The sequence below is a fragment of the Sanguibacter sp. Z6_81 genome, assembly GCF_057180625.1.
Genome location: NZ_JBXUFV010000001.1, coordinates 261,743 through 282,751, shown reverse-complemented (window position 1 = coordinate 282,751; position 21,009 = coordinate 261,743). Strand labels below are relative to the sequence as shown.

Below are 21,009 nucleotides of genomic sequence, written 5' to 3'. Positions count from 1 at the left end.
CCGCCCGTCGTCGTTGCCGCCGAGGTCCCGTGCGGTGCGCGGGAGCGTCAGGTCAGCCAGGTGATGACACGGACGACGACACCCTCGGGGGTCGTCCGGATCTGCATGAGGTCGCAGAGCTGGTTGACGATCCACAGCCCCCGGCCGCGGGGCTGCTCGAGCGTCGGGGCGACCCGGCCGACGAGCACGTCGTCGAGGGTCCCGGAGTCCCGCACCTCGAAGATGAGCGCGCCGCGCTCCTGCCACGCGCGCAAGCGTCCGCCACCACCACCGTGGTCGACGCTGTTGGCGGCGACCTCCGTGACGGCGAGCCGCAGGTCGTCGATCTCGTTCTTCTCCAGACCGGCAGCCTTGGCGTGCCGGGCGACGATCCTGCGGACGGTGGCCAGGCGGCCGTGCGCCACCTCGACCTCCTCCACGGCGCCGCGCGGCTCGGGCAGGGGCCGGCTGTACAGCGCTCGGACGTGGACGTCGGGCTCCGGGTGGCTCGCCCCGGCAGTGCTCCCGGGGGCGGGGTGGATGCGTCGAGCTTCGTCGAGGACCGTCGGGTCGAGGACGCCGGCGTCGTACGGGCAGAGCAGCGACATCCGCGCGTCTCGCGGCACGACGAGGTCGAGCATGGCCTCGTGGATGAGGCACTCGTCGAGCTCTTCCTCGCGGCGCCCGGCCCACACCGGCTGGACGATGCCGCGCAGCGCGGCTCCTGACGCCCGGTGCTGCTCGATGAACGCGAGCCACGCGGGGATGATCCGGGCGGGGTTGCGTCCGAGGCTCTCGATCTCGACGAACGTCACGTCGTCGGCGGCGGCGCCGAGCGCCTGCCGGAGGTTCTGCTCGTTGGCACGGCACACTGCCACCATGATGGGCTCGCCCGCGGCGACGGCCTCCGTGACGAACGGGACGGTCCGGTCGAGGAATGCTTCCTCGCCGCGCCACACGAACACCTCGTGCGTATAGCGCGCCTGCTCAGCAGGCTCGGTCACGTCTTCAGTCTGAGCCGTTGCTTGACTCATCTCGCTCCTCGGGTCGCTCCTGTGGCCAGCGCCCCCTTCTGACGCATCGACCGCCGGTGGAGCGGGCGGCCAACCGCCCCGAGAATACCGCGTAGCGGCTCATCCCGTCGGGTGAGCGGCGCCGATCGTGCGGAGACATCCACGGCTAAACTCCCGCCTGTGAAGATCCTCGTCGTCGGCTCCGGTGCTCGCGAGCACGCCATCCTCCACTCGCTCGCGCAGGAGATTCCCGCGCACGAGCTCCACGCGGCTCCCGGGAACCCCGGGATCGCTCGACTCGCCCGGCTCCACGCCGTCGACGCGCTCGACGGTGCTGCGGTCGCTGCGCTCGCCCGGCAGATCGGGGCCGAGCTCGTCGTCGTGGGCCCGGAGGCGCCGCTCGTCGCGGGTGTCGCCGACGCCGTGGTCGCGGCCGGGATCCCGGTGTTCGGACCGTCCGCCGACGCCGCGCGGCTCGAAGGATCCAAGGCGTTCGCCAAGGACGTCATGGCGGCGGCCGAGGTCCCGACCGCCCAGGCGTACGTGTGCTCGACCGTCGACCAGGTGGGTGACGCGCTCGACGCCTTCGGTCCGCCGTACGTCGTCAAGGACGACGGGCTGGCCGCGGGCAAGGGCGTCGTCGTCACGGACGTCCGGCTCGACGCGATCCGTCACGCCCAGGAGTGCTTCGCGAACCCCGACCGTGGCGGCGACCCCCGCGTCGTCGTCGAGGAGTTCCTCGACGGCCCGGAGGTTTCGCTCTTCTGCATCAGCGACGGTGAGCACGTCGTGCCGCTCGCGCCCGCCCAGGACTTCAAGCGTGCCTTCGACGGTGACCGCGGCCCGAACACGGGTGGCATGGGCGCGTACAGCCCGTTGCCGTGGGCGCCGGAGGGGCTGACCGAGGAGGTCGTCACCCGGATCGCGCAGCCGACCATCGACGAGATGCGCGCGCGCGGCGTGCCGTTCGTCGGGGTCCTCTACGTGGGGCTCGCGCTGACGAGCCGCGGGACGCGCGTCGTGGAGTTCAACGCGCGGTTCGGGGACCCGGAGACGCAGGTGGTGCTGTCCCGGCTCGAGACGCCGCTCTCGGCGCTGCTCCTCGCGGCGGCGACGGGTGGTCTCGCGGAGCTGCCGCGGCTGCGGTGGAGCGACCGCGCGGCCGTGACGGTCGTCGTCGCGGCCGACGGATACCCGGCGGCCCCGGTCCACGGCCGACCGGTCACGGGCGTCGACCAGGCCGCAGCCGTGCCGGGAGTGCACGTGCTGCACGCCGGCACCGCGGACGACGGCGAGGGCGGGCTCGTGAGCGCCGGCGGGCGCGTGCTGTCTGTGGTGGGCGTGGGGGACGACCTCGCCGAGGCGCGCCGCCTCGCCTACCGCGGCGTGGACGCGGTCGTGCTGCCCGGGTCCCACCACCGCACCGACATCGCGGCGGCGGCCGCGGCGGGTGCTGCTGTCGGCGGCGTCCGATGAGCGCGGGGTTCGCCGCGGACGCCCCGGAGCTCCCGGGTTGGCTGCACGTCTACTCCGGCAAGGTCCGTGACCTCTACGAACCCGACCTCACCCACTACTCGGGCGTGCACCCGCTGGGGGACGTCCTGCTCGTCGTGGCGTCCGACCGGGTGAGCGCGTACGACCACGTGCTGTCGCCCCCCATCCCGGACAAGGGCACCGTGCTCACCCAGCTGAGCCTGTGGTGGTTCGAGCAGCTCGCCGACCTCGTGGACAACCACGTGGTGACCACCGCAGCGTCAGCGATGCCGGGCGACGGCCTCGTCCCCGACGTCGTCGCGGGCCGCGCGATGATCTGCCGTCGGTTGGAGATGTTCCCCGTCGAGTGCGTGGCTCGCGGCTATCTCACGGGGTCGGGCCTCGTCGAGTACCGCGAGAGCGGGTCGGTGTGCGGGGTCGCGCTGCCCGCCGGGCTCGTGGACGGCTCGCGGTTGCCGGAGCCGATCTTCACCCCCGCCACGAAGGCCGAGGTGGGGGAGCACGACGAGAACGTCAGCCTCGAGGTCGTCGCCGAGCGGATCGGGGACGAGCAGGCGGTGCGCCTGCGGGACCTCACGCTCGCTGTGTACGCGCGCGCGGAGGCGATCGCGCGGGAGCGCGGCGTCATCCTCGCGGACACGAAGCTCGAGTTCGGGGTCGACCCGGTGACGGGCGCGGTCGTCCTCGGCGACGAGGTGCTCACCCCGGACTCCTCGAGGTTCTGGCCGGTCGACGAGTGGGAGCCGGGGCGCGCCCAGCCGAGCTTCGACAAGCAGCCGATCCGGGACTGGCTCGTCTCGCCCGCGTCCGGGTGGGACCGCGCGGGCGACGCGCCGCCGCCGGAGCTCTCCGCGGAGGTCGTCGAGGCGACCCGGCTGCGCTACCTCGATGCCTACCGACGGATCACGGGCTCCGACCTCGCGTGACCCGGAGCTGCGCGCCCGGCCGTGCCTGGCCGTGGACGCGTCGGATGTCCTCTGAGGGAGGCCCCGAAGCTCAAGTTAGGAGAGGCATACCCATGCGAGGTTAGGCATGCCATACTCGGGTGCATGACCACTCTCGCGACCGTCGAGCGCACCCAGCCGGCCTACCGGGCGTTCGACGTCAGGGTGAGCCGCGTCAACCGTCTGACCTCGTCCTTCCTGCGCGTGACCTTCACCGGTCACGACCTCGACGAGTTCGGCCGCGACGGCCTCGACCAGCGCATCAAGCTGGTCCTCCCCGCTCCCGACGGCTCGGTGCCCCGCGCCGAGGACTTCCAGTCAGCGTCCTGGTACCAGGAGTGGCGTGCGCTCCCGGAGGACCGTCGCAACCCGTTCCGCACGTACACCGTGCGCGCGACCCGGCCGGCGGTGCTCAACGCCTCGGGGCTCGGCGAGGTCGACGTCGACTTCGTCCTGCACCCCGACGACGGCGGCATGCCCGGCCCTGCGGCCCGCTGGGTCGCCACCGTCCGCCCGGGCGACGCGTGCGTCCTCAACGGACCGAACCTCCTCCACGACGGTCCTGCGGGCGGGATCGAGTGGGCGCCGCCCGCGACGGCCACGACGCTCATCCTCGCCGGCGACGAGACGGCCGCGCCGGCGATCAGCGCGATCGTCGAGTCCCTGCCCGCGGGCAGCCGCGCGCACGCCTACATCGAGGTCCCTGGCGACGACGACGTCCTGCCGGTCACCGTGCCCGACGGTGTGTCGGTCACGTGGTTGCCGAGGCACACGGCCGACGGCACGGTGCACCCCCACGGAGAACGGCTCGACGCCGCGGTCCGTGCGTGCCTGCAGGCCCGGCAGGAGGAGCGGGCGGCTGCCGCGCAGATCCTCGCCGCTGCTGATGCGCTCGCCGGGAGCGAGCCGGAGGACGTCGACATCGACGCCACCATCCTGTGGGACACGCCGTTCTACCACTCCGACGAGACCGGGCCGCTCGGCGACTGCTACGCGTGGATAGCCGGCGAGGCCGCGGTCGTTCGTGAGCTCCGCCGGCACCTCGTCCGGGACCTCGGGATCGACCGTCGCTCCGTCGCCTTCATGGGGTACTGGCGACGCGGTCGCGCCGAGAACTGACGCCCGGGAACGCGTGCGTCTCAGCCCGGGGGACGGCCCTGATCCTCGGGTGAGGAGGGCGATAAGATCACCGCTGAGCCCGCACTGCACCAAGCACTGCGCCCGTACCGAGCACGAGGAGTCCCCGTGGGACGCGTAGTCGTCGACGTCATGCCCAAGCCCGAGATCCTCGACCCGCAGGGGAAGGCCGTCGCCGGGGCGCTGCCACGGCTGGGGTTCACCGGGTTCACGAGCGTCCGCCAGGGCAAGCGGTTCGAGCTCGAGGTCGACGGCGACGTCACCCCTGAGGTCCTCGCGGCGGCGCGCGCCGCCGCCGAGCGGGTCCTGTCCAACCCCGTCATCGAGGACGTCGTCAACGTCGTCGACGCTGCCGTGGAGGTCAAGGGCCTGTGACCGGGGCGCTCACCGACGCCCGCGTCGGCGTCATCACGTTCCCCGGGACGCTCGACGACCGCGACGCAGCACGCGCCGTCCGGCTAGCCGGTGGCACGGCGGTCCCGCTGTGGCACGCGGACTCCGACCTCAAGGAGGTCGACGCCGTCGTGCTGCCCGGCGGCTTCTCCTACGGGGACTATCTGCGCGCCGGTGCGATCTCGAGCTTCGCGCCGATCATGGAGACCCTCGTCGACGCGGCCAAGGGCGGCCTGCCCGTCCTGGGCATCTGCAACGGGTTCCAGATCCTCACCGAGACGCACCTGCTGCCCGGCTCGATGGTGAAGAACGACCACCTCGCCTTCATCTGCCGCGAGCAGACCCTCACGGTCGAGAATGCGAGCACGGCGTGGACCCGCGACTTCACGGTCGGTGAGGAGATCACCGTCCCGCTGAAGAACCAGGACGGCCAGTTCGTCGCCGACGAGCACACCCTCGACGAGCTCGAGGGCGAGGGCCGCGTGGTGTTCCGCTACTCCGGCTGGAACCCCAACGGCTCGCGCCGCGGGATCGCCGGAATCTCGAACGAGGCCGGGAACGTCGTCGGGCTCATGCCGCACCCCGAGCACGCGGTCGAGGTCGGCTTCGGCACCGCCGGTGACGCCGGACCGCGCGCCGGGACCGACGGGCTGAAGTTCTTCACCTCGGTGCTCAGCACGCTCGTTCGGGCCTGACGCGCCTCGCTCGACGACGGGAACGGATGGACATGCAGGAGATCATCGGGGTCAGCATCGTCGGGATCGTCATTGTCGGCCTCGTGGCGATCTCCGTGTGGGGTGGGAGGGCGTCCAGTGCCGGCCGTCCCCGCCGGAGCGGCGACTCGAGCGACAGCGGCTCCGATGGTGGGGGCTGGTGGAGCAGCGACAGCGGTGACTCCTCGGGTGGGGACGGCGGCGGGGGAGACGGCGGCGGTGGCGGTGGCGGCGACTGACGCCTCGACCGGCAGCGGTGCTCGCACCGCTGGTCCTCGCGCTGGCGTTCCGCCAACCCTGACGGCCGCTGGGCTCGTCTCCCTCGACGTCGTGCCGTGGGACGACGTCGAGGCCGGGACGTTGCGTGACGCGCAGCGCGCCGAGATCGCCGGGCGCTACGGCGACGAGGAGGAACCCGGGCCGGTGCCGAGGGGCGAGCACGTTCTCGCGAACGTCGTCGTGCGCCTGGACGGTCGCGCTGTCGGCTGCGGCGCCGTGCAGGAAGTCACCGGCTGGTACCCGGAGGTCGGGACGGGACGGGTCGGAGAGATCAAGCGGATCTACGTGGCTCCGGAGGCTCGTGGCCGCGGGCTCGGTCACGTCCTGCTGCGGGAGCTGCACGCGCGTGCCCGTGCCGACGGGCTGACGCACCTCGTCCTCGAGACCGGTGACCTGCTCGTCGAGGCGGCCGCGCTCTACCGCGCCCACGGGTACACGCCGATCGCCCGCTACGGACCGTACGTGGAGCACGAGTCCTCGGTCTGCTACGAGGTGCACCTCCTCACCGACGTCTGAGCCGGGAGCCGGCCGCGCCCACGGCGTCTGCCGCCCGCGACGGTTCGCCCTGCGGGCCGGCGGATCCCTGCCTACCGTGGACGGCACGGGCGCGCCGCAGCGGGCGGTGAGCCCTTGCCGAGGAGGCACCATGACCGATCAGACCGACGGGACGACCACCCACGACGAGACGATGCGCCTGGTCACGGAGATCGTCAAGGACGCGCACATCGCGATGCTCACGACCGTCGCGTCGGACGGCCGCCTCGTGTCCCGCCCGATGGGTGTGCAGGACATCGACTTCGACGGCGACCTGTGGTTCTTCACGGACCTCGACAGCACCAAGGTGCAGCAGATCCGCGCCGGCTCCGGGGCCAACGTCTCCTTCGCGACGAGCACCGCGTGGCTCTCCGTGTCCGGGCCGGCGGAGGTCGTCACGGACCCGCTCCAGATCGAGGCGCACTGGAGCCGGTCCGCTCAGGCATGGTTCCCTGACGGGCCGTTGTCACCGGGTGTCGCTCTCGTCGTCGTGCACGGGGAGACGGCCGAGTACTGGAAGGGGCCGGGCCGTGTCGCGACGGTGCTCAGCCTGCTCAAGGCGAAGAGGAAGGGTGAGCGCTACGACGGTGGCGAGAACGAGACCGTCCACCTCTGACGGGGCCGTGGCGCCGGAGCGTCACGCTCGAGCGGTGACCCGGTCCCGGAGCCGACATCGGCGCCCGTACGGACGCCTCGAGACGGCTCTCGGTCTCGTTCTCGGCGTGCTGCTCCTGCTGGTGGTGATCGGGGTGGGGGCCGGGCCCGTCGTGGCCGCCTTCATCACCGACCCCGTCGAGGACAGTGCGGGGAGGGCCGTGCTCAGCGTCGTCATGATCCTCCTGGTCTGGGCCGTGCCTGCCATCGTCGGTCTGACGCTCGCCGTGGTCGGTATCCGGCTGCTCCGGTGGTGCGCCCGACGACGGCATCCCACGTCGGTCCCCGCCGGACCGGCCTCGATCGCGGACTCGGGTGGGAGACCGTCGCGCTCGGGTGGGAGACCGTCGCGCTCGGGGTGAGATCCGCGCGTCTCCTCGACGTCGCGCGCCTCGACCGTGGCGCTACCCTCGTCCTGTGCTGACAGAAGCGTTCGTGCTGGGCACCGCGTCCGTCGCCGTCCTCAGCGTCCACCAGTCCGTGAGCCGGCGCCGGCGGCGCCAGGCCCGGCTCGAGCCGTTCGAGGAGACGTTCGGGCGTGGTGCTCCCGCGAGGGACGCAGACCGGCGCCTGGCGCCCGGCGATCCGACGGCGCCGCCCGCCCAACCGCCCGCTTCCGGGCCGGCGCTCCGTGAGGTCGGTCGGCTGGAGATCGGGTTGGGGCGAGTGGTGGGGGTGCTGCTCCTGCTCGTCGCGCTCGCACTCGGCGCGGCGCTCGTCGCGGTCGTCGTCAACGCCGTGCGCACAGGCGGCGGTGAGACGACCGTCGTCCCGGCCGTGATCGGGGGGTTCGTCCTGCTGACGTTCGGCTCGACGTGCGGGTACCTGGGCGTGCGCCTGCTGCGCTCGGCCGCCGCGGGCAGGCCGCGCTGGCCGGAGCCGACTGCGGACTCGTCAGAGCCGTCCATGGTCTCGGGGCCGTCCCCGTCGTGGTGACGCAGGAGCCCGGTGCCGGGCACCGGGCGGTGGTGCTCGATCTCGACGACACCCTGTTCGACCACAGCGGCTCGGCGGCTGCCGGGTGCCGCGCGTTCGGCGTCGAGCTCGGGCTGCCCGACGATCAGGCGGCGCACCACCTCGACCGGTGGCGGGCGCTCGAGGCCGAGGCGTTCGAGGAGTACCGGGCGGGCCGCTGCACGTTCCAGGAGCAGCGCCGCGCGCGCATCAGGGCATTCGTGCCGGGCGCGGCCGGATGGGACGACCGCCGGCTCGACGCCACCTTCGACGGGTACCTGGCGCACTACCGGGCAGCCTGGGCCGCGTTCGACGACGTCGGGCCGGCCCTCGCCGCACTGCGCGCAGCGGGCCTGAGCGTGGTCGTCCTGACGAACGGGGACCACGCCCAGCAGCAGGACAAGCTCGCGCGCATCGGCGTCGCGCCGCTCGTCGACGGGCTCTTCGCATCGTCGGAGCTCCCGGCGGCCAAGCCCGACCGGGCGTGCTTCGACGCCGTCGCGGAGGCGCTCGGGGTCGCGCCGGCGGACTGCGTGATGGTCGGTGACAGTGCCGCCACCGACGTCGAGGGCGCGCTCGCGGCAGGGTGGGACGCGGTGTGGCTCGACCGGCACCGTTCAGGGCTGGCTGCGCACCGGCGCTATCCCGTCATCAGGTCGCTCGTCGAGCTTCCCGCCCGAGTGCGCGCTCGATGTCCTCGATGAGGTCGAGCGGGTCCTCGAGGCCGACGCTCAGGCGCACGGTCGTCTCCGCGATGCCGACGGCGGCGCGCCCCTCGGGGCCGAGCCGCCGGTGCGTCGTCGTCGCAGGGTGCGTGATGAGGGACTTCGCGTCGCCGAGGTTGTTGGAGATGTCGACGATCTCGAGCGCGTCGAGGAACGCGAACGCGCGCTTCTTGGCGGTGTCCGCATCGGTGCCCTCGGGCACCTCGAGGTCGAACGTCACGACCGTGCCGCCACCGGTCTGCTGCTTCCGGGCGAGCTCGTACTGCGGGTGCGACGGCAGGAACGGGTAGCGCACCCGGCTGATCCCGGGCAGGGTCTCGAGGTGCTCGGCGATGCGCAGCGCCGCGGCGGTCTGGGCATGGACCCGCAGGCTCAGGGTCTCGAGTCCTTTGAGCAGCACCCATGCGTTGAATGGGCTGAGGGACGGCCCGGTGTTGCGGATGAACTTCTGCACCGGCCCGTCGATGTACTCCTTCGAGCCGAGGATCGCGCCGCCGAGGACGCGGCCCTGGCCGTCGATGTGCTTCGTGGCGGAGTAGACGACGACATCGGCGCCGAGCTCGAACGGCCGCTGCAGCACGGGCGTCGCGAACACGTTGTCGAGCACGACGACGGCTCCCGCGGCGTGGGCCAGCTCGCACACGGCCGCGACGTCGACGATGTCCTGCATGGGGTTGGACGGCGTCTCGAAGAAGACGACGTCCGCCGGGGTGGACAGCGCCGCCTGCCACTGGTCGAGCTCGTGGGCGTCGACGTAGTCGACCGTGATGCCCCAGCCGGCGAAGATCTCGTCGAAGATCACGACGGTGGACCCGAAGAGGGCGCGGGCGGACACGATCCGCGATCCCGAGGTCACGAGCGCCGCGAGGGACGTGAACACCGCGGACATGCCCGTCGCCGTCGCGTAGCAGGCCTCGGCGCCGTCGAGCAGGCGCAGGCGCTCCTCGAACATGTGGACCGTGGGGTTGCCGTAGCGGGAGTAGATGAAGTGGTCGACGTCGCCCGCGAAGGCCGCCTCGGCCTCGGCGCCGCTGGCGTAGACGAATCCCTGGGTGAGGAAGAGCGGCTCGGACGTCTCCTCGAAGTTGCTCCGGACCTGCCCGCCGCGCACGGCGAGCGTCGCGGGACGGAGGTCACGGTCGGTCATGACGGTTCCCCGGTGTACGTCGTCGCGGGCAGACCGCGGCGCACCCAGCCGTTGACGGTCCGCTGACCGTAGGCGTCGGTGTCACCCTCGAATCCCTCGAGGACGTTGTACGACGGTCCGAACCCCGCCTCGGTGGCCCGGGTCGCGGCAGCGACGGAGCGGTGGCCGGAGCGGCACAGGAAGACCACCGGGCGCCCGTCGCCCGGCTCCACACCGACGGCCGCGAGCTCGGCGAGGAAGTCCTCGTTGGGTCCGGCCGGGGTCACCCACTGGACGAACGCGACCTCTCGGTCACCGGGGAGCTCGCTCACGTCGGGCACGCCGATCTGGCGCCACTCACCCTCGGTGCGGACGTCGACGAGGACGGCGGCGGGGTTCTCCGCGAGGAGCGCCCAGGCATCGTGGGGTGTGAGGTCTCCGGCGTAGGTCATGGTCGAGGATCACCCGCGACCCCCGCCGTGAGACAGCCCGTCCAGGATGTAAGACAAATGGGGCTCGCGCGTTGACACGTCCTGAGGCGTTCCGGATCCTTGAGACAGGTCACGAGTGCCAGCAGACAGCCCCGGCTTGCTGGCCGGCAACCCTCCTTCCGCGGTGGGGTGCCCCGGGTGAAGACCTGGCCGACGTCGCCCGACGTCGGCAAGCGCGGGGTCTGGTCGTCGTCATCGCTGGTCCCCCAGGAGTTTTCCGGAGGACCACCATGTCGATCGCCACCACAGGATGTCTGCCCGTCGTCGGGTCCGAGACGCGCGTGCCGCTCGTCGACGGCCGGACCGTCGCGTACGCGAACCTCGACTGCGCCGCCAGCGCGCCGGCGCTGCGCGCCGTCTCCGACCGGGTCGCCGAGGTGCTCCCGCTGTACGCGAGCGTGCACCGCGGTGCCGGGTACCTCTCCCAGGTCTCCACCGCCCTCTATGAGTCGGCCCGCCGGACCATCGGCGAGTTCGTCGGCGCCCGCGAGGACGACGTCACGATCATCACCCGCAACACGACCGACTCCCTCAACCTGCTCGCCGGTTGTGTCCCGACGGACGAGTCCGGGACGCCCGGGCGCGTCCTCGTCCTCGACGTCGAGCACCACGCCAACCTCCTGCCGTGGCAGCGCAGCGCCGGGGGCGCGACCGTCCTCACGGGCGAGTCGTCCGTCGCCGCGACGCTCGAGGCGTTGCGCGCCGAGCTCGCTTCCACGCACTATGCGCTCGTCGCCGTCACCGGTGCCTCGAACGTCACCGGTGAGTCGCTGCCGCTCACCGACCTCGTCCGGATCGCCCACGACGCCGGAGCGCGCGTCGCCCTCGACGGCGCCCAGCTCGTCCCGCACCGCCGCTTCTCGCTCGCGGAGACCGGCGTCGACTACGTCTCCTTCTCCGGGCACAAGACGTACGCGCCCTTCGGGTCCGGCGCGCTCGTCGGACGCCGCGACTGGCTCGACGCCGGTGAGCCGTACCTCGCCGGGGGTGGCGCCGTGCGGCAGGTGGGCCTCGTCGACGTCGAGTGGACGAAGGCGCCCGCCCGGCACGAGGCCGGCTCGCCCAACGTCGTCGGCGCCGTCGCGCTCGCGGCGGCCTGCGACGCCCTCGCGTCGGTCCCCGCAGCGGAGCTCGAGGCGCACGAGGCGATCCTGCGCGACCGCCTCGTCACCGGGCTCGGAGCGATCCCGGGCGTCGAGGTCGTGCGTGCCTGGGCCGACGCCGTCGACCCGGTGGGTGTCGTCACCTTCTCCGTCGTGGGACACGACCCCGGCCTCGTCGCGGCGTACCTGTCCGCCGAGCACGGCATCGGCGTGCGCGACGGTCGCTTCTGCGCACACCCGCTCCTGTCCCGCCTCGGGTACGACGCCGGAGCCATCCGCGCGAGCGTCGGCGTCGGGACGGTGCTCGAGGAGGTCGACCGGTTGGTCGGGGCGCTCGCGTCCTACCTCGCCGCCGGTCCGACCGTGCAGTACGAGGTCGTCGACGGCTGCTGGGCCGTCGTGGACGACCCTCGTCCGCTGCCGCAGGTGACCGGTCTCACCGGGCTGGTCGGGACGGCGGCCGCGACGCTCGGCGCGGGCGGGTCGGCGTGCGGTCCGGCGCCGGTCCAGGCGATCGTCGCAGAGCTCGCGAACGCCTGAACCCCGCGACCCGGTGACGCTCCCCGGTGACGCAGCCCGGTGACGCTGCGCGGTCCTAGAAGTCCGGGACCGTGATCGGTGGGATCCTCGGGAGCTCGATCGGCGGCACTGTCGTCGAGGGCTCGTGGAAACCGGGTGGGACCGTCACCGTCTCGCCCGAGGTGTCGCGCTCCTCGTCCCCCCAGGCCCGGGTGGCCTCCTGGAGGCGACCGAACGACGTCACGAGCAGAAGGACGAGCAGCACGGTGGCGGTCAGGGCGAGCACAGCGGCCTGGACACGGCGCCACCACCCGGCCTGGTTCCAGCGCTGAAGGACGACAGCTTCGGCGATCGCGGTGAGCGCGACGACGGCGACGATGACACCGAGGGCGGACCGGGCAGCGAGGTCCGCAGGTGGGCCGGCATCGGACAGTGCCACGAGCACGAACGGGACGAGCACGACCGGCGTCCACAGAGCTCGACCGGTCCGGTCGGTCACGAGCGTCGTCATGGCCGGGGCTGCCCACCGCGCGTCGGGCGCCGTCCCCTCAGCCTCCACGCTCGCCGCGGCGACCTCGTCGATGCTCCGCGCGCGTCGCACCTCGTACGAGAAGCTCGCGGCGCGCGCGCCGACCCACGCAGCGGTCGCGAGCAGGAGCAGCCACGCTCCGGGGATCCCGCCGCCCGCGAGCACCACACCTCCCACCGTGCCGGTGAGGATCGCGACGGTGCTGCACCCGCGCACCACCCTGCGCCACGGGGTCCGTGCCGCGAGCTCGCGGCGGACCGACATGGGCAGCTTCTCGGCCGACGAGAACCGGATGCACCCGACGAGCACCGCCACGACGAGGACGAGCGCGACCCACACGACGCGACCGCGTCCGTCGACGAGGGCCGTCCCGGTCGCGAGCAGCGCTGGCACGAGCCACAGCATCATGAGGAAGCGCCGGCGTTGGCGCGAGACCACGGCATGGAAGGTGGTCTGCAGCGTGGAGTCGGTGGGTGAGCCGGTGAGGAGGCCGGTGATGATCTCCAGCGACTCGTCCGTCGTCCCGATCTTCGCGCGCGCCTCGAGCAGCTCCCTGTCCTGGGGGTGCTGCGCCAGTCCGGCATCGAGGATCCGACGGGCCTCGCCCGTGTCGCCGACGGCACGCTCGACGGCCGCGGCGTTGGTGAAGAACCACGGTTCCCCGCTGCCGTGCTCGAGCGCGAGCCGGTAGTGGCGGCGGACCCGCTCCCGCCGGTCCGGTCCGCGGTGCGTCGCCGCGACGAACGCGAGACACATGTGCGCGACACCGTGCTGCGGGTCCGCGGCGAGAAGGGCAGAGGCGTGCTGGGTCACGAGGTCGGCGTCGCCCACCTGGATCGCGGCCCACGCGACGACCGCGTGGGCCGACCCGTGGCGGGGGTCGGCGGCGAGCGCGGCGGTGCCGGCCTCGATGACCTCGGGCCAGCGCTTCTGGTGCTCGAGGAGCCTGGCGAGCGTGAGCAGCAGCCGCGCGTCCCCGGGATGCTGGGCGAGCGTCTCGCGCACCAGGGTGTCGGCACGGGTCACCTGACCCACCGCGAGGAACGACTCGACGCGGTAGACCGCGGCGTCGACGGTGTCGGTCACGGCTCAGCGGCGCTCACGGGAGGCGATGAACTCCGCGAGGTCGTCGTACCGCCCGTCGGTGTTGGCGAACGCGACGACGTTCTTGGCCGCCGCGATCCAGGCGCCCGTCGACGGCTTGATCTCGCGCAGGACGTGGCGCAGCTCGGTCATCGTGATCGGCTGGACCTGGCCCGCGTGAATCGACCGGAGCATCGCCTGCTCCGCGGCCGACGAGACGAGGTGCTCGAGGTCGGCGCCGGAGAACCCGTCGGTGCTGCGGACGAGCTCGCCGAGGTCGATGCCCGCGATGGGGCGCCGGTCGAGGTGCATGTGGAGGATCGCTGCCCGGGCCGGCTCGTCGGGCGGCAGGACGAGCAGCGTCCGGTCGAAGCGACCGGGGCGCATGAGCGCGGGGTCGACCTCCCACGGGCTGTTGGTCGCGGCGAGCACGAAGAGCCCGTCGTTGTCCCCCGTCATGGAGTCGAGCTCCATGAGCAGCTGGTCGACCATGGCGCGCATGCCCGACCACCCGGTGCCGATGCTCGAGCGCTTGGCGCCGATCGCGTCGATCTCGTCGAGGAAGAGGACTGCGGGCGTGAGTGCGCGCGCCCGCTCGAACAACGCGTGGAGGTTCTTCTCCGTCTCCCCGAAGTGGGAGCCGAGGATGTCGGAGAGGTTCGCGGTGAGGAACCGGGCGCCGAGCTCGCCCGCGATGGCGCGCGCCATGAACGTCTTTCCGCAGCCGGGCGGGCCGTAGAGGACGAGCCCGCCGCGCAGGGACTTGCCGAACGCCTTCGCCAGCTCGGGGTGGCGCATGGGCTCGAGGAAGGACTCGTGGAGGCGGCGCTTGACGGTCTCGAGGCCGCCGACGTCCGCGAGCGTCACGCGGGTCGTGTACTCGTCGACGACGGGCGCGACCTCCCCGCTGCCGGGTGCGACGAGGAGCGGCTCACCCTCGGCGGCGGGGTCCGCCGGGTTCGCCGGGTCGACGAAGGGCGGCGGGACGGCGACGCCGTCGAGGTCGGACTCTGCCCGGTCCCAGTCGAAGCCTGCACCGTCTGTCGGCGCCGCGGGTGCCGCCGCGGGCGGACCGGCGGGATCAGCCGGCGCCGGAGACCGCAGCGCCGACGTCGCCTCGCTGAGGATCGCGAGCGCCTCCGCCGACCGCGGCTCGTGGGTGAGCGCCGTCGCCGCGTGGGTCACGGCGTCCTCGACGCGGCCCCGCTCGAGCAGGAGCCGTGCCACTTGCAGGCGCAGCTCGGTGTTCGAGGGGGCCGCCTCGAGGGCGGCGAACAGGCTCGTGAACAGGGCGTCGCTCATGCGCCGGAGCCTACCGGCGCAGTCGCGGCCGGGGCGGCGCCAGGAGCGGTGAGGAGTCCCCACTCACCCCTTGACGCACAGCACCGTCCGGAGCCGTGCGACGACCTCGACGAGGTCGGACTGAGCGGCGATGACGGAGTCGAGGTCCTTGTAGGCACCGGGGATCTCGTCGACCACCCCGGCGTCCTTGCGGCACTCGACGCCGGCGGTCTGCTCGGCGAGGTCGGTCGTCGTGAAGCGCTTCTTCGCCTGGGTGCGGGACATCCGCCGGCCCGCGCCGTGCGACGCGGACTGGAAGGACGCGTCGTTGCCGAGGCCCCGCACGATGTACGAGCCCGTGCCCATGGACCCCGGGATGAGGCCCAGCTCGCCGCGGCCTGCCCGGATCGCGCCCTTGCGGGTGACGATGAGCTCGGCGCCGTCGATCTGCTCCACCGCGACGTAGTTGTGGTGGACGTTGACGGCCTCGTCGAACTGGACGTCGAGCCCGGCGAAGGCACGCCGGACCTCGTCGACGACGAGCGCCATCATCACCGCACGCGAGCGTGCCGCGAACTCCTGCGCCCAGCGCAGGTCGTTGAGGTACGCGTCCATCTGCGGGGTGCCGGCGAGGAACACCGCGAGGTCGCGGTCGGGCAGCGTGAGGTTGTGGTCGAGGCCCTTGGCGATCGACACGTGCCGCTCCGCGAGCTCCTTGCCGATGTTCCGCGACCCGGAGTGCAGCTGCAGCCACACGACGTCGTCGGTGTCGACGCACAGCTCGATGAAGTGGTTGCCGCCGCCGAGCGTGCCGAGCTGCTTGCGCGCCCGGGGCTCGAGCTGCTGGACACCACCGTGCAGCGTCTCGAAGCGCCGCCACAGGGCCTCGGTGCCGGAGACGAACGCGGCGCTGGCCGGCCCGGCGTGGACCGGACGCAGGCGCCGGACGTCGACCGGGGACGAGTGCGCATGGAAACCCACGGGAACAGCGCGCTCGAACGCGGCACGCAGCGGCCCGAGGTCGTCGGGCAGGTCTGCCGCGGTGAGCGACGTGCGGACGCCGATCATGCCGCACCCGATGTCGACGCCGACGGCGTTCGGGGAGACCGCGTCGCGCATCGCGATGACCGACCCGACCGTCGCGCCCTTGCCGAGGTGGACGTCGGGCATGACACGCACGCCCTCGACCCACGGCAGTGCCGCGATGTTGCGCAGCTGCTGCAGCGCCTGCTGCTCGACCTCGTGGGGGTGCGCCCACATGAGGGTGGACGCCTGGGCGCCGGGCAGGGGGACGGGGAACTCGGTGTGCATGGCTGCTCTCTCGGACGGGCGCCGGATGTCGCGGCGCGGGGTCTGCGACCGTAGCCGGGCGCGCGCTGTGATGCCCAGGCAATTGTTTGCCGGAGCCTGCTGCTGCGCACCCCGGTGTGCCAGGGTGTGGGGACCGCCGGCGGCACGCCGGTGTCCACGGCGAGCTGGGGGCGAGCGTGAGCAGACGAGGTCTGGGGTGGCGTGCGGCGTACGAGGTGCTCGCGCTGCGGGTGCGTCGGCCGGAGTGGGCGTTCATGAACTACGGCTACGCGCCGTCGGTGGACGACGCCGGGGACCTCGTCCTGTCGACCGAGGACGAGCCGGACCGGCTGTGCATCAACCTGTACGAGCAGACCATCGGCGACGTGAGCCTTGAGGGGCTCGACGTGCTCGAGGTGGGGTCGGGGCGCGGTGGCGGGAGCTCGTACGTCGCGCGTCACCACCAGCCGCGCTCCGTCGTCGGTCTCGACTTCTCGGCCGCGGCGGTGAGGCTGAGCCGCGCCCACCGGCGGGCGCCCGGGCTGCGGTTCGTCCGGGGCGACGCCCAGGCGATGCCCTTCCCGGACGCATCCTTCGACGTCGTGCTCAACGTCGAGTCGTCGCACTGCTACCCGTCCGTGCCCGCGTTCCTCGCGGAGGTGCGCCGGGTGCTCCGCCCCGGCGGGCGGCTGCTGTTCGCCGACTTCCGGGCCGCCGACGACGTGCCGGAGCTCATGCGTCAGCTGCAGGGTTCCGGGCTCGTGCTGGAGCACGAGGAGGACGTCACGGACGGAGTGGTGGCGGCGCTGCGGCGCGACGACACCCGCAAGCGCGAGCTCATCGGGTCCTGGCTCCCGCGGGTGGTGCACCCGCTCATGCGGCGCTTCGCCGCGGTCGAGGGGTCGCGCGGGTTCGAGGCGTTCGACACCGGGCGGACGAGGTACGTGGTGACTCGTCTCGTGAAGCCGGTGGCGGTCTCTAGTCCGCAACCACGGCGCTAGTCCGCGACGACGATGCCCAGGTGCCCCGCGAGCAGGGGAGCGAGGTCGTCGAGCTGCTCGGCGCTGATCGTTGCGCCCTTGAGGCCTGCGAGCCCGGTGATCTTCGACATCCGCAGACCCGTGAGGTCGACCTTCTTCAGCTGGGCGTTCTTGGTGATGACGCTGTCCGCCCGGGTCTCGACGAATCGGACGTCGCTCGCACGGACTCCCGTGAGGTCGATCTCCCCGATGACGCAGTTCTCGAACGTCACGCCTGTCAGCCGGGTGTCCCGGAGGTTGAGGTAGTCGATCTTCGTGCCCGAGATCGTCACGCGCACCCATTCGCTCCCGTACGCCTGGACGCCACCGAGGCGGCTCGACCGCACGGACACCGTCTGCCACGAGCCGCTCGATGCGTCGAGGGAGTCGGCGGTCACGGTCTCGAACGTGCAGTCCATGAGGCGGGCCGACTCGAGCCGCAGGCCCGAGAGGTTCGTGCGGCTGAACGTGCAGTCCATGAGCCGGGAGTCCGACGCGTCGACGTCCCGCAGGTCGACACCGTCGTACACGCCGTCCTCGATGTAGGCCTCTGGCTCGAGCGTCGTCGAGGGCGGGTCGAAAGCGTCGTCGGGGGTCGTCTCGTCGGCCATGGCTCCACTCTGGCACGCGCAACCGACGCCCACGGCACTCGCGCGGAAAACAGGCTGAGCCAGGCCCGGCACCTCTGGCAGGGTTGCCGCATGCACCACGACACCATCCTCACCGGCCACGGGGTCCGCCTCGTCCCGCTCGCCGTCGAGCACGCCCCGGCGCTCGCGGACATGGTCGACGACGAGCTCTGGGCGGGCATGGCCGTCGCGGTCCCCGACACCACGGCGTCGATGACGCACGACATCGAGGCGGCCCACGCGACGCCCGGACGGCTTGCCTTCACGGTCCTCGGGGACGACGACGTCGTGCGCGGGAGCACGTCGCTCTACGACTGGACGCACGCGCAGGAGTGGCCGGGCGTGCGGGAGGGGCTGCTCGCGCGGCTCGGCGGCGGCGCCGACGCGGCGACGGAATAGCCCCACGCGCCGCGGGGTTCCCCTGGCAGACGACCGGAGGAGGCAACGTGCTCGACGTGGTGGTGATCGGCGCCGGCCAGGCCGGCCTCTCGGCCGCGTACCACCTGCTCCGGCGGGGCCACGAGCCGGGGACGTCGTTCGTCGTCCTCGATGCCAACGACGGTCCGGGTGGTGCGTGGCGGCACCGCTGGCCGTCGCTCACCCTCGGCGCCGCGCACGGGATCCACGACCTGCCCGGTGCGCCGCTCGGCACCCCGGACCCGACCGAGCCGGCGTCCGCCGTCGTCGCCCGGTACTACGGCGACTACGAGCACGACCTCGGCCTGCCGGTGCACCGGCCCGTCACGGTCCGGGAGGTGCGGTCCGACGACGGACCCACTGGCCCGCTCACCGTCGTCACCGACACCGGGACGTGGGAGACCGCGACGGTCATCAACGCCACCGGCACGTGGGACAGGCCGCACTGGCCGTACTACCCGGGGCGCGACCGCTTCCGCGGGCGGCAGCTGCACACGAGGGACTTCTGGTCCGCGGAGGAGTTCCGCGGGCAGCGCGTCGTCGTCGTCGGCGGCGGGACGTCCGCGGTGCAGTTCCTGCTGCAGCTCGCTGCGGCCGGTGCGTCGACGACGTGGGCGACCCGTCGGCCGCCGGTGTTCGGGGAGCGGGAGTTCGATGCCGAGTGGGGGCGTGACGTCGAGCGCAGCGTGGCCGCTCGCACCGACGCCGGGCTGCCGACCCTGTCCGTCGTCGCCGCGACGGGCCTGCCGCTCATCCCGGAGTACCAGCGGGGGATCGAGGACGGCATCCTCGTGTCCCACGGCATGTTCACGGAGATCGTCGAGGACGGGGTGGTGTTCCCCGACGGGGAGGTCGTGCCGGCCGACGTGATCCTCTGGGCCACGGGGTTCCGACCGGTCGTCAGGCACCTCGCTCCCTTGCGCCTGCGGGAGTCCGGCGGTGGCATCACGACGGACGGCGCACGCGTGGCCCGCGACCCGCGCGTCCTTCTCGCGGGCTACGGTGCCGGGGCGTCGACCATCGGGGCGACACGGACCGGGCGGGCCGCTGCGGTGGCGGCGTCACAGGCTGCGCGGGGTCGCCCCCGCTCGAGCGGCGGCGTGCATCCCGACGCCGGTCACGCCGTCAGGGCGTGAAGACGTGCGTGACGAGCGCTCCGGCGGCGTCGGCGCCCGAGAGGACGACCCGGCCGTGGTGTGACGTGACGGCCGCGAGTGCATCGATCCCGACGTCGGCGGCGTCCACGGACCACGCGACCGTGCCGTCGGTCGACGAGTAGGCCGTGACCGCGGTGAGATCCTGGACGAGGAGGTTCTCCCCGTCACTCGTCGTGATCGCGGACGGCACCACGGGCAGGCTCCACAGCTCCGCGCCGTCCTCCAGGCTGAGAGCGGTCACCGTGTCGGTGCCCGTGCGGGTGAGCACCACGACGTCGTCGAACGTCATCGACCAGTGCATCGACGGGTTGTCCACCGACCAGACCTCGTCGCCGTCGGCCGTCGAGAAGGCCCGGACGTCCTCGTCGTCCAGGAGGACGAGGACGTCGGGCGCGGTCGTGCTGAACCAGTCGATGTTCGTGAACTGGCCCTCCGCGTCGACAAGCTCCTCTCCGTCTCCTGAGAAGAGCTGCACCCCCGCTGCGCTCCACACGAACACCGAACCGTCGTCGAGGATCTTCGCGCTGGTCGAACCGCTCACGGGGTTGCTCCAGAGCTCGGCGCCGTCCTCCGTGTCGTGGAGCGAGACTGACGTGGAGGTGAGGACCACCAGTCGATCGTCCGTCAGGGCCGTGACGCGCACGTTCGAGGCGTTCTTGACGTCATGTGTCCACAGGGGGTCGCCGTGGGTGTCGTACATCTCGACGCGAGCGCCGTCGAGGGTGACGAACCCCTCCGGCGAGATCAGCGGCAGGACCTTCGCGCCGGACCAGAGGTCGGTCCGCGCACCGGTGTCCGGATCGACCGTGAACAGGATGCCTTCGTCGGCCGGGGTCGTGCCCACGCAGACGAACTCGTCGAAGGTGTGCACGGAGCACTGGGCGTAGCCGCCGTCCGTCGCCAGGTCGAGCACCCACAGGTGCTCGCCCGTCGCAGCATCGACCCCGATGAGCCCGACCGATGTCTCGCTCGCCCAGAGCTGGATGAGCGCGACCCCGTCGAGGACCGGCACGCCGCTCTCCCGCGGGAAGAAGACGAGCGCACCGGCGTCGGGCGCCAGTCCCGAGGCTGCGACGTCCGCGGCAGTCACGGTCCACTCGTCGGGTGCCCAGGTGCCGTCAGGAGCGACCGAGCCGTTCGGCGGCGGTTGGTCGGCCTCGTCGTCGGACGCGTCGTCGTCAGCTCGTTCCGTCTCCTCAGTGTCCTCCGCGGCCTCGGCATCCTCCGTGGCCTGCGTGTCCTCGGACGGACCGAGGACCCCGGTCAGTGCGAGCGCCCCCGTTGCGGCCGCGCCGACGACGAGGACCAGGGCCAGGACCCAGGTGATCACGACGCCCCGGGGACGTGGCGGGCGTGCCCCCACGCTCTGCGGGTGGGCCGGCGGGCCCTGGTGCGGCGGGCCCTGGTGCGGCGGGCCCTGGTGCGACGCACCGTGCCCGTCCGGGAGGTGCCCGGGGGGCGGCGGTGGGGGCGGCGGCGGACCGAAGGGCTGGGACATGCCGCTCATACTAAGTGGATCGGGACAGGTCCCTGCGGGTCCGGGACA

General features: G+C 72.7%; 23 protein-coding genes and 1 riboswitch. Of the genes, 15 read left to right on the top strand and 8 right to left on the bottom strand.

The features are described 5' to 3' along the window. Positions 1–47 precede the first annotated feature (47 nt). Positions 48–983, bottom strand: a complete 936-nt coding sequence (locus AC2AXK_RS01320) for an anti-sigma factor RsbA family regulatory protein (RefSeq protein ID WP_484343528.1) — start codon at positions 981–983, stop codon at positions 48–50. A gap of 189 nt (positions 984–1,172) precedes the next feature. On the opposite strand from AC2AXK_RS01320, the gene purD reads away from it, so the two are divergent. The 11 genes from purD (at position 1,173) to AC2AXK_RS01265 (ending at position 8,798) form a co-directional block, all read left to right on the top strand. Then, the gene (gene purD / locus AC2AXK_RS01315) at positions 1,173–2,468 is read left to right on the top strand and encodes a phosphoribosylamine--glycine ligase (RefSeq protein WP_484343527.1); all 1,296 of its coding nucleotides are present in this window, start codon (positions 1,173–1,175) and stop codon (positions 2,466–2,468) included. Further along, on the top strand, positions 2,465–3,412 hold the full coding sequence (locus AC2AXK_RS01310; protein WP_484343526.1) for a phosphoribosylaminoimidazolesuccinocarboxamide synthase: 948 nt from the start codon (positions 2,465–2,467) through the stop codon (positions 3,410–3,412). Before purD ends, AC2AXK_RS01310 begins: the two co-directional genes overlap by 4 nt. A gap of 123 nt (positions 3,413–3,535) precedes the next feature. Next, a complete protein-coding gene (locus AC2AXK_RS01305) occupies positions 3,536–4,549 on the top strand; it encodes a siderophore-interacting protein (RefSeq protein ID WP_484343525.1) in 1,014 nt (337 codons plus the stop codon). Between the two features lie 126 nt (positions 4,550–4,675). Next, complete coding sequence (purS, locus tag AC2AXK_RS01300; protein WP_484343524.1) at positions 4,676–4,942, top strand: phosphoribosylformylglycinamidine synthase subunit PurS; 267 nt, start codon at positions 4,676–4,678, stop codon at positions 4,940–4,942. After that, positions 4,939–5,655, top strand: coding sequence for a phosphoribosylformylglycinamidine synthase subunit PurQ (gene purQ / locus AC2AXK_RS01295; RefSeq protein WP_484343523.1), 717 nt, complete (start codon positions 4,939–4,941; stop codon positions 5,653–5,655). Before purS ends, purQ begins: the two co-directional genes overlap by 4 nt. A 26-nt stretch (positions 5,656–5,681) precedes the next feature. Continuing rightward, complete coding sequence (locus AC2AXK_RS01290) at positions 5,682–5,912, top strand: hypothetical protein (protein ID WP_484343522.1); 231 nt, start codon at positions 5,682–5,684, stop codon at positions 5,910–5,912. 91 nt (positions 5,913–6,003) lie between these two features. Then, complete coding sequence (locus tag AC2AXK_RS01285; RefSeq protein ID WP_484343521.1) at positions 6,004–6,468, top strand: GNAT family N-acetyltransferase; 465 nt, start codon at positions 6,004–6,006, stop codon at positions 6,466–6,468. Positions 6,469–6,598: 130 nt separating this feature from the next. Beyond that, positions 6,599–7,102 carry a pyridoxamine 5'-phosphate oxidase family protein gene (locus tag AC2AXK_RS01280; protein ID WP_484343520.1) on the top strand — a complete coding sequence of 168 codons (504 nt, stop codon included), beginning with the start codon at positions 6,599–6,601 and terminating at the stop codon, positions 7,100–7,102. Positions 7,103–7,136: 34 nt separating this feature from the next. Continuing rightward, positions 7,137–7,502: a hypothetical protein gene (locus AC2AXK_RS01275; RefSeq protein ID WP_484343519.1), complete on the top strand. Its 366-nt coding sequence runs from the start codon at positions 7,137–7,139 to the stop codon at positions 7,500–7,502. Between the two features lie 55 nt (positions 7,503–7,557). Further along, the gene (locus tag AC2AXK_RS01270; protein ID WP_484343518.1) at positions 7,558–8,076 is read left to right on the top strand and encodes a hypothetical protein; all 519 of its coding nucleotides are present in this window, start codon (positions 7,558–7,560) and stop codon (positions 8,074–8,076) included. Further along, positions 8,070–8,798, top strand: coding sequence for an HAD family hydrolase (locus tag AC2AXK_RS01265; RefSeq protein ID WP_484343517.1), 729 nt, complete (start codon positions 8,070–8,072; stop codon positions 8,796–8,798). The genes AC2AXK_RS01270 and AC2AXK_RS01265 overlap by 7 nt, the downstream gene beginning before the upstream one ends. Here the strand turns inward: AC2AXK_RS01265 and AC2AXK_RS01260 are convergent. Together AC2AXK_RS01260 and AC2AXK_RS01255 are read right to left on the bottom strand one after the other, a co-directional pair. Next, complete coding sequence (locus AC2AXK_RS01260) at positions 8,746–9,966, bottom strand: O-succinylhomoserine sulfhydrylase (protein WP_484343516.1); 1,221 nt, start codon at positions 9,964–9,966, stop codon at positions 8,746–8,748. The genes AC2AXK_RS01265 and AC2AXK_RS01260 overlap by 53 nt on opposite strands. Then, positions 9,963–10,397, bottom strand: a complete 435-nt coding sequence (locus AC2AXK_RS01255) for a rhodanese-like domain-containing protein (protein WP_484343515.1) — start codon at positions 10,395–10,397, stop codon at positions 9,963–9,965. The genes AC2AXK_RS01260 and AC2AXK_RS01255 overlap by 4 nt, the downstream gene beginning before the upstream one ends. 107 nt (positions 10,398–10,504) lie before the next feature. After that, positions 10,505–10,618: riboswitch (SAM riboswitch) on the top strand. A gap of 48 nt (positions 10,619–10,666) precedes the next feature. Between AC2AXK_RS01255 and AC2AXK_RS01250 the strand changes: the two genes are divergently transcribed. Then, positions 10,667–12,079, top strand: coding sequence for an aminotransferase class V-fold PLP-dependent enzyme (locus AC2AXK_RS01250; protein ID WP_484343514.1), 1,413 nt, complete (start codon positions 10,667–10,669; stop codon positions 12,077–12,079). Between the two features lie 55 nt (positions 12,080–12,134). On the opposite strand, the gene AC2AXK_RS01245 is transcribed toward AC2AXK_RS01250, so the two are convergent. The 3 genes from AC2AXK_RS01245 to AC2AXK_RS01235 all read right to left on the bottom strand — a co-directional run bounded on the left by AC2AXK_RS01245 (position 12,135) and on the right by AC2AXK_RS01235 (position 16,262). Continuing rightward, positions 12,135–13,673, bottom strand: a complete 1,539-nt coding sequence (locus AC2AXK_RS01245) for a tetratricopeptide repeat protein (protein WP_484343513.1) — start codon at positions 13,671–13,673, stop codon at positions 12,135–12,137. A gap of 3 nt (positions 13,674–13,676) precedes the next feature. Further along, positions 13,677–14,972 (bottom strand): AAA family ATPase, encoded by a 1,296-nt coding sequence (locus AC2AXK_RS01240; protein WP_484343512.1) that lies wholly within the window; start codon positions 14,970–14,972, stop codon positions 13,677–13,679. 63 nt (positions 14,973–15,035) lie between these two features. Next, complete coding sequence (locus AC2AXK_RS01235) at positions 15,036–16,262, bottom strand: RtcB family protein (protein WP_484343511.1); 1,227 nt, start codon at positions 16,260–16,262, stop codon at positions 15,036–15,038. A gap of 176 nt (positions 16,263–16,438) precedes the next feature. Between AC2AXK_RS01235 and AC2AXK_RS01230 the strand changes: the two genes are divergently transcribed. After that, positions 16,439–17,242 (top strand): class I SAM-dependent methyltransferase, encoded by an 804-nt coding sequence (locus AC2AXK_RS01230; RefSeq protein WP_484343510.1) that lies wholly within the window; start codon positions 16,439–16,441, stop codon positions 17,240–17,242. Here AC2AXK_RS01230 and AC2AXK_RS01225 read toward each other — a convergent pair. Beyond that, the gene (locus tag AC2AXK_RS01225; protein WP_484343509.1) at positions 17,239–17,871 is read right to left on the bottom strand and encodes a pentapeptide repeat-containing protein; all 633 of its coding nucleotides are present in this window, start codon (positions 17,869–17,871) and stop codon (positions 17,239–17,241) included. The genes AC2AXK_RS01230 and AC2AXK_RS01225 overlap by 4 nt on opposite strands. Positions 17,872–17,961: 90 nt before the next feature. On the opposite strand from AC2AXK_RS01225, the gene AC2AXK_RS01220 reads away from it, so the two are divergent. Together AC2AXK_RS01220 and AC2AXK_RS01215 are read left to right on the top strand one after the other, a co-directional pair. Then, on the top strand, positions 17,962–18,288 hold the full coding sequence (locus tag AC2AXK_RS01220) for a GNAT family N-acetyltransferase (RefSeq protein WP_484343508.1): 327 nt from the start codon (positions 17,962–17,964) through the stop codon (positions 18,286–18,288). Between the two features lie 47 nt (positions 18,289–18,335). Continuing rightward, complete coding sequence (locus AC2AXK_RS01215) at positions 18,336–19,442, top strand: FAD-dependent oxidoreductase (protein WP_484343507.1); 1,107 nt, start codon at positions 18,336–18,338, stop codon at positions 19,440–19,442. On the opposite strand, the gene AC2AXK_RS01210 is transcribed toward AC2AXK_RS01215, so the two are convergent. Further along, positions 19,432–20,961 carry an outer membrane protein assembly factor BamB family protein gene (locus AC2AXK_RS01210; protein WP_484343506.1) on the bottom strand — a complete coding sequence of 510 codons (1,530 nt, stop codon included), beginning with the start codon at positions 20,959–20,961 and terminating at the stop codon, positions 19,432–19,434. The two genes, AC2AXK_RS01215 and AC2AXK_RS01210, sit on opposite strands and share 11 nt — an antisense overlap. Between the last annotated feature and the right edge of the window lie 48 nt (positions 20,962–21,009).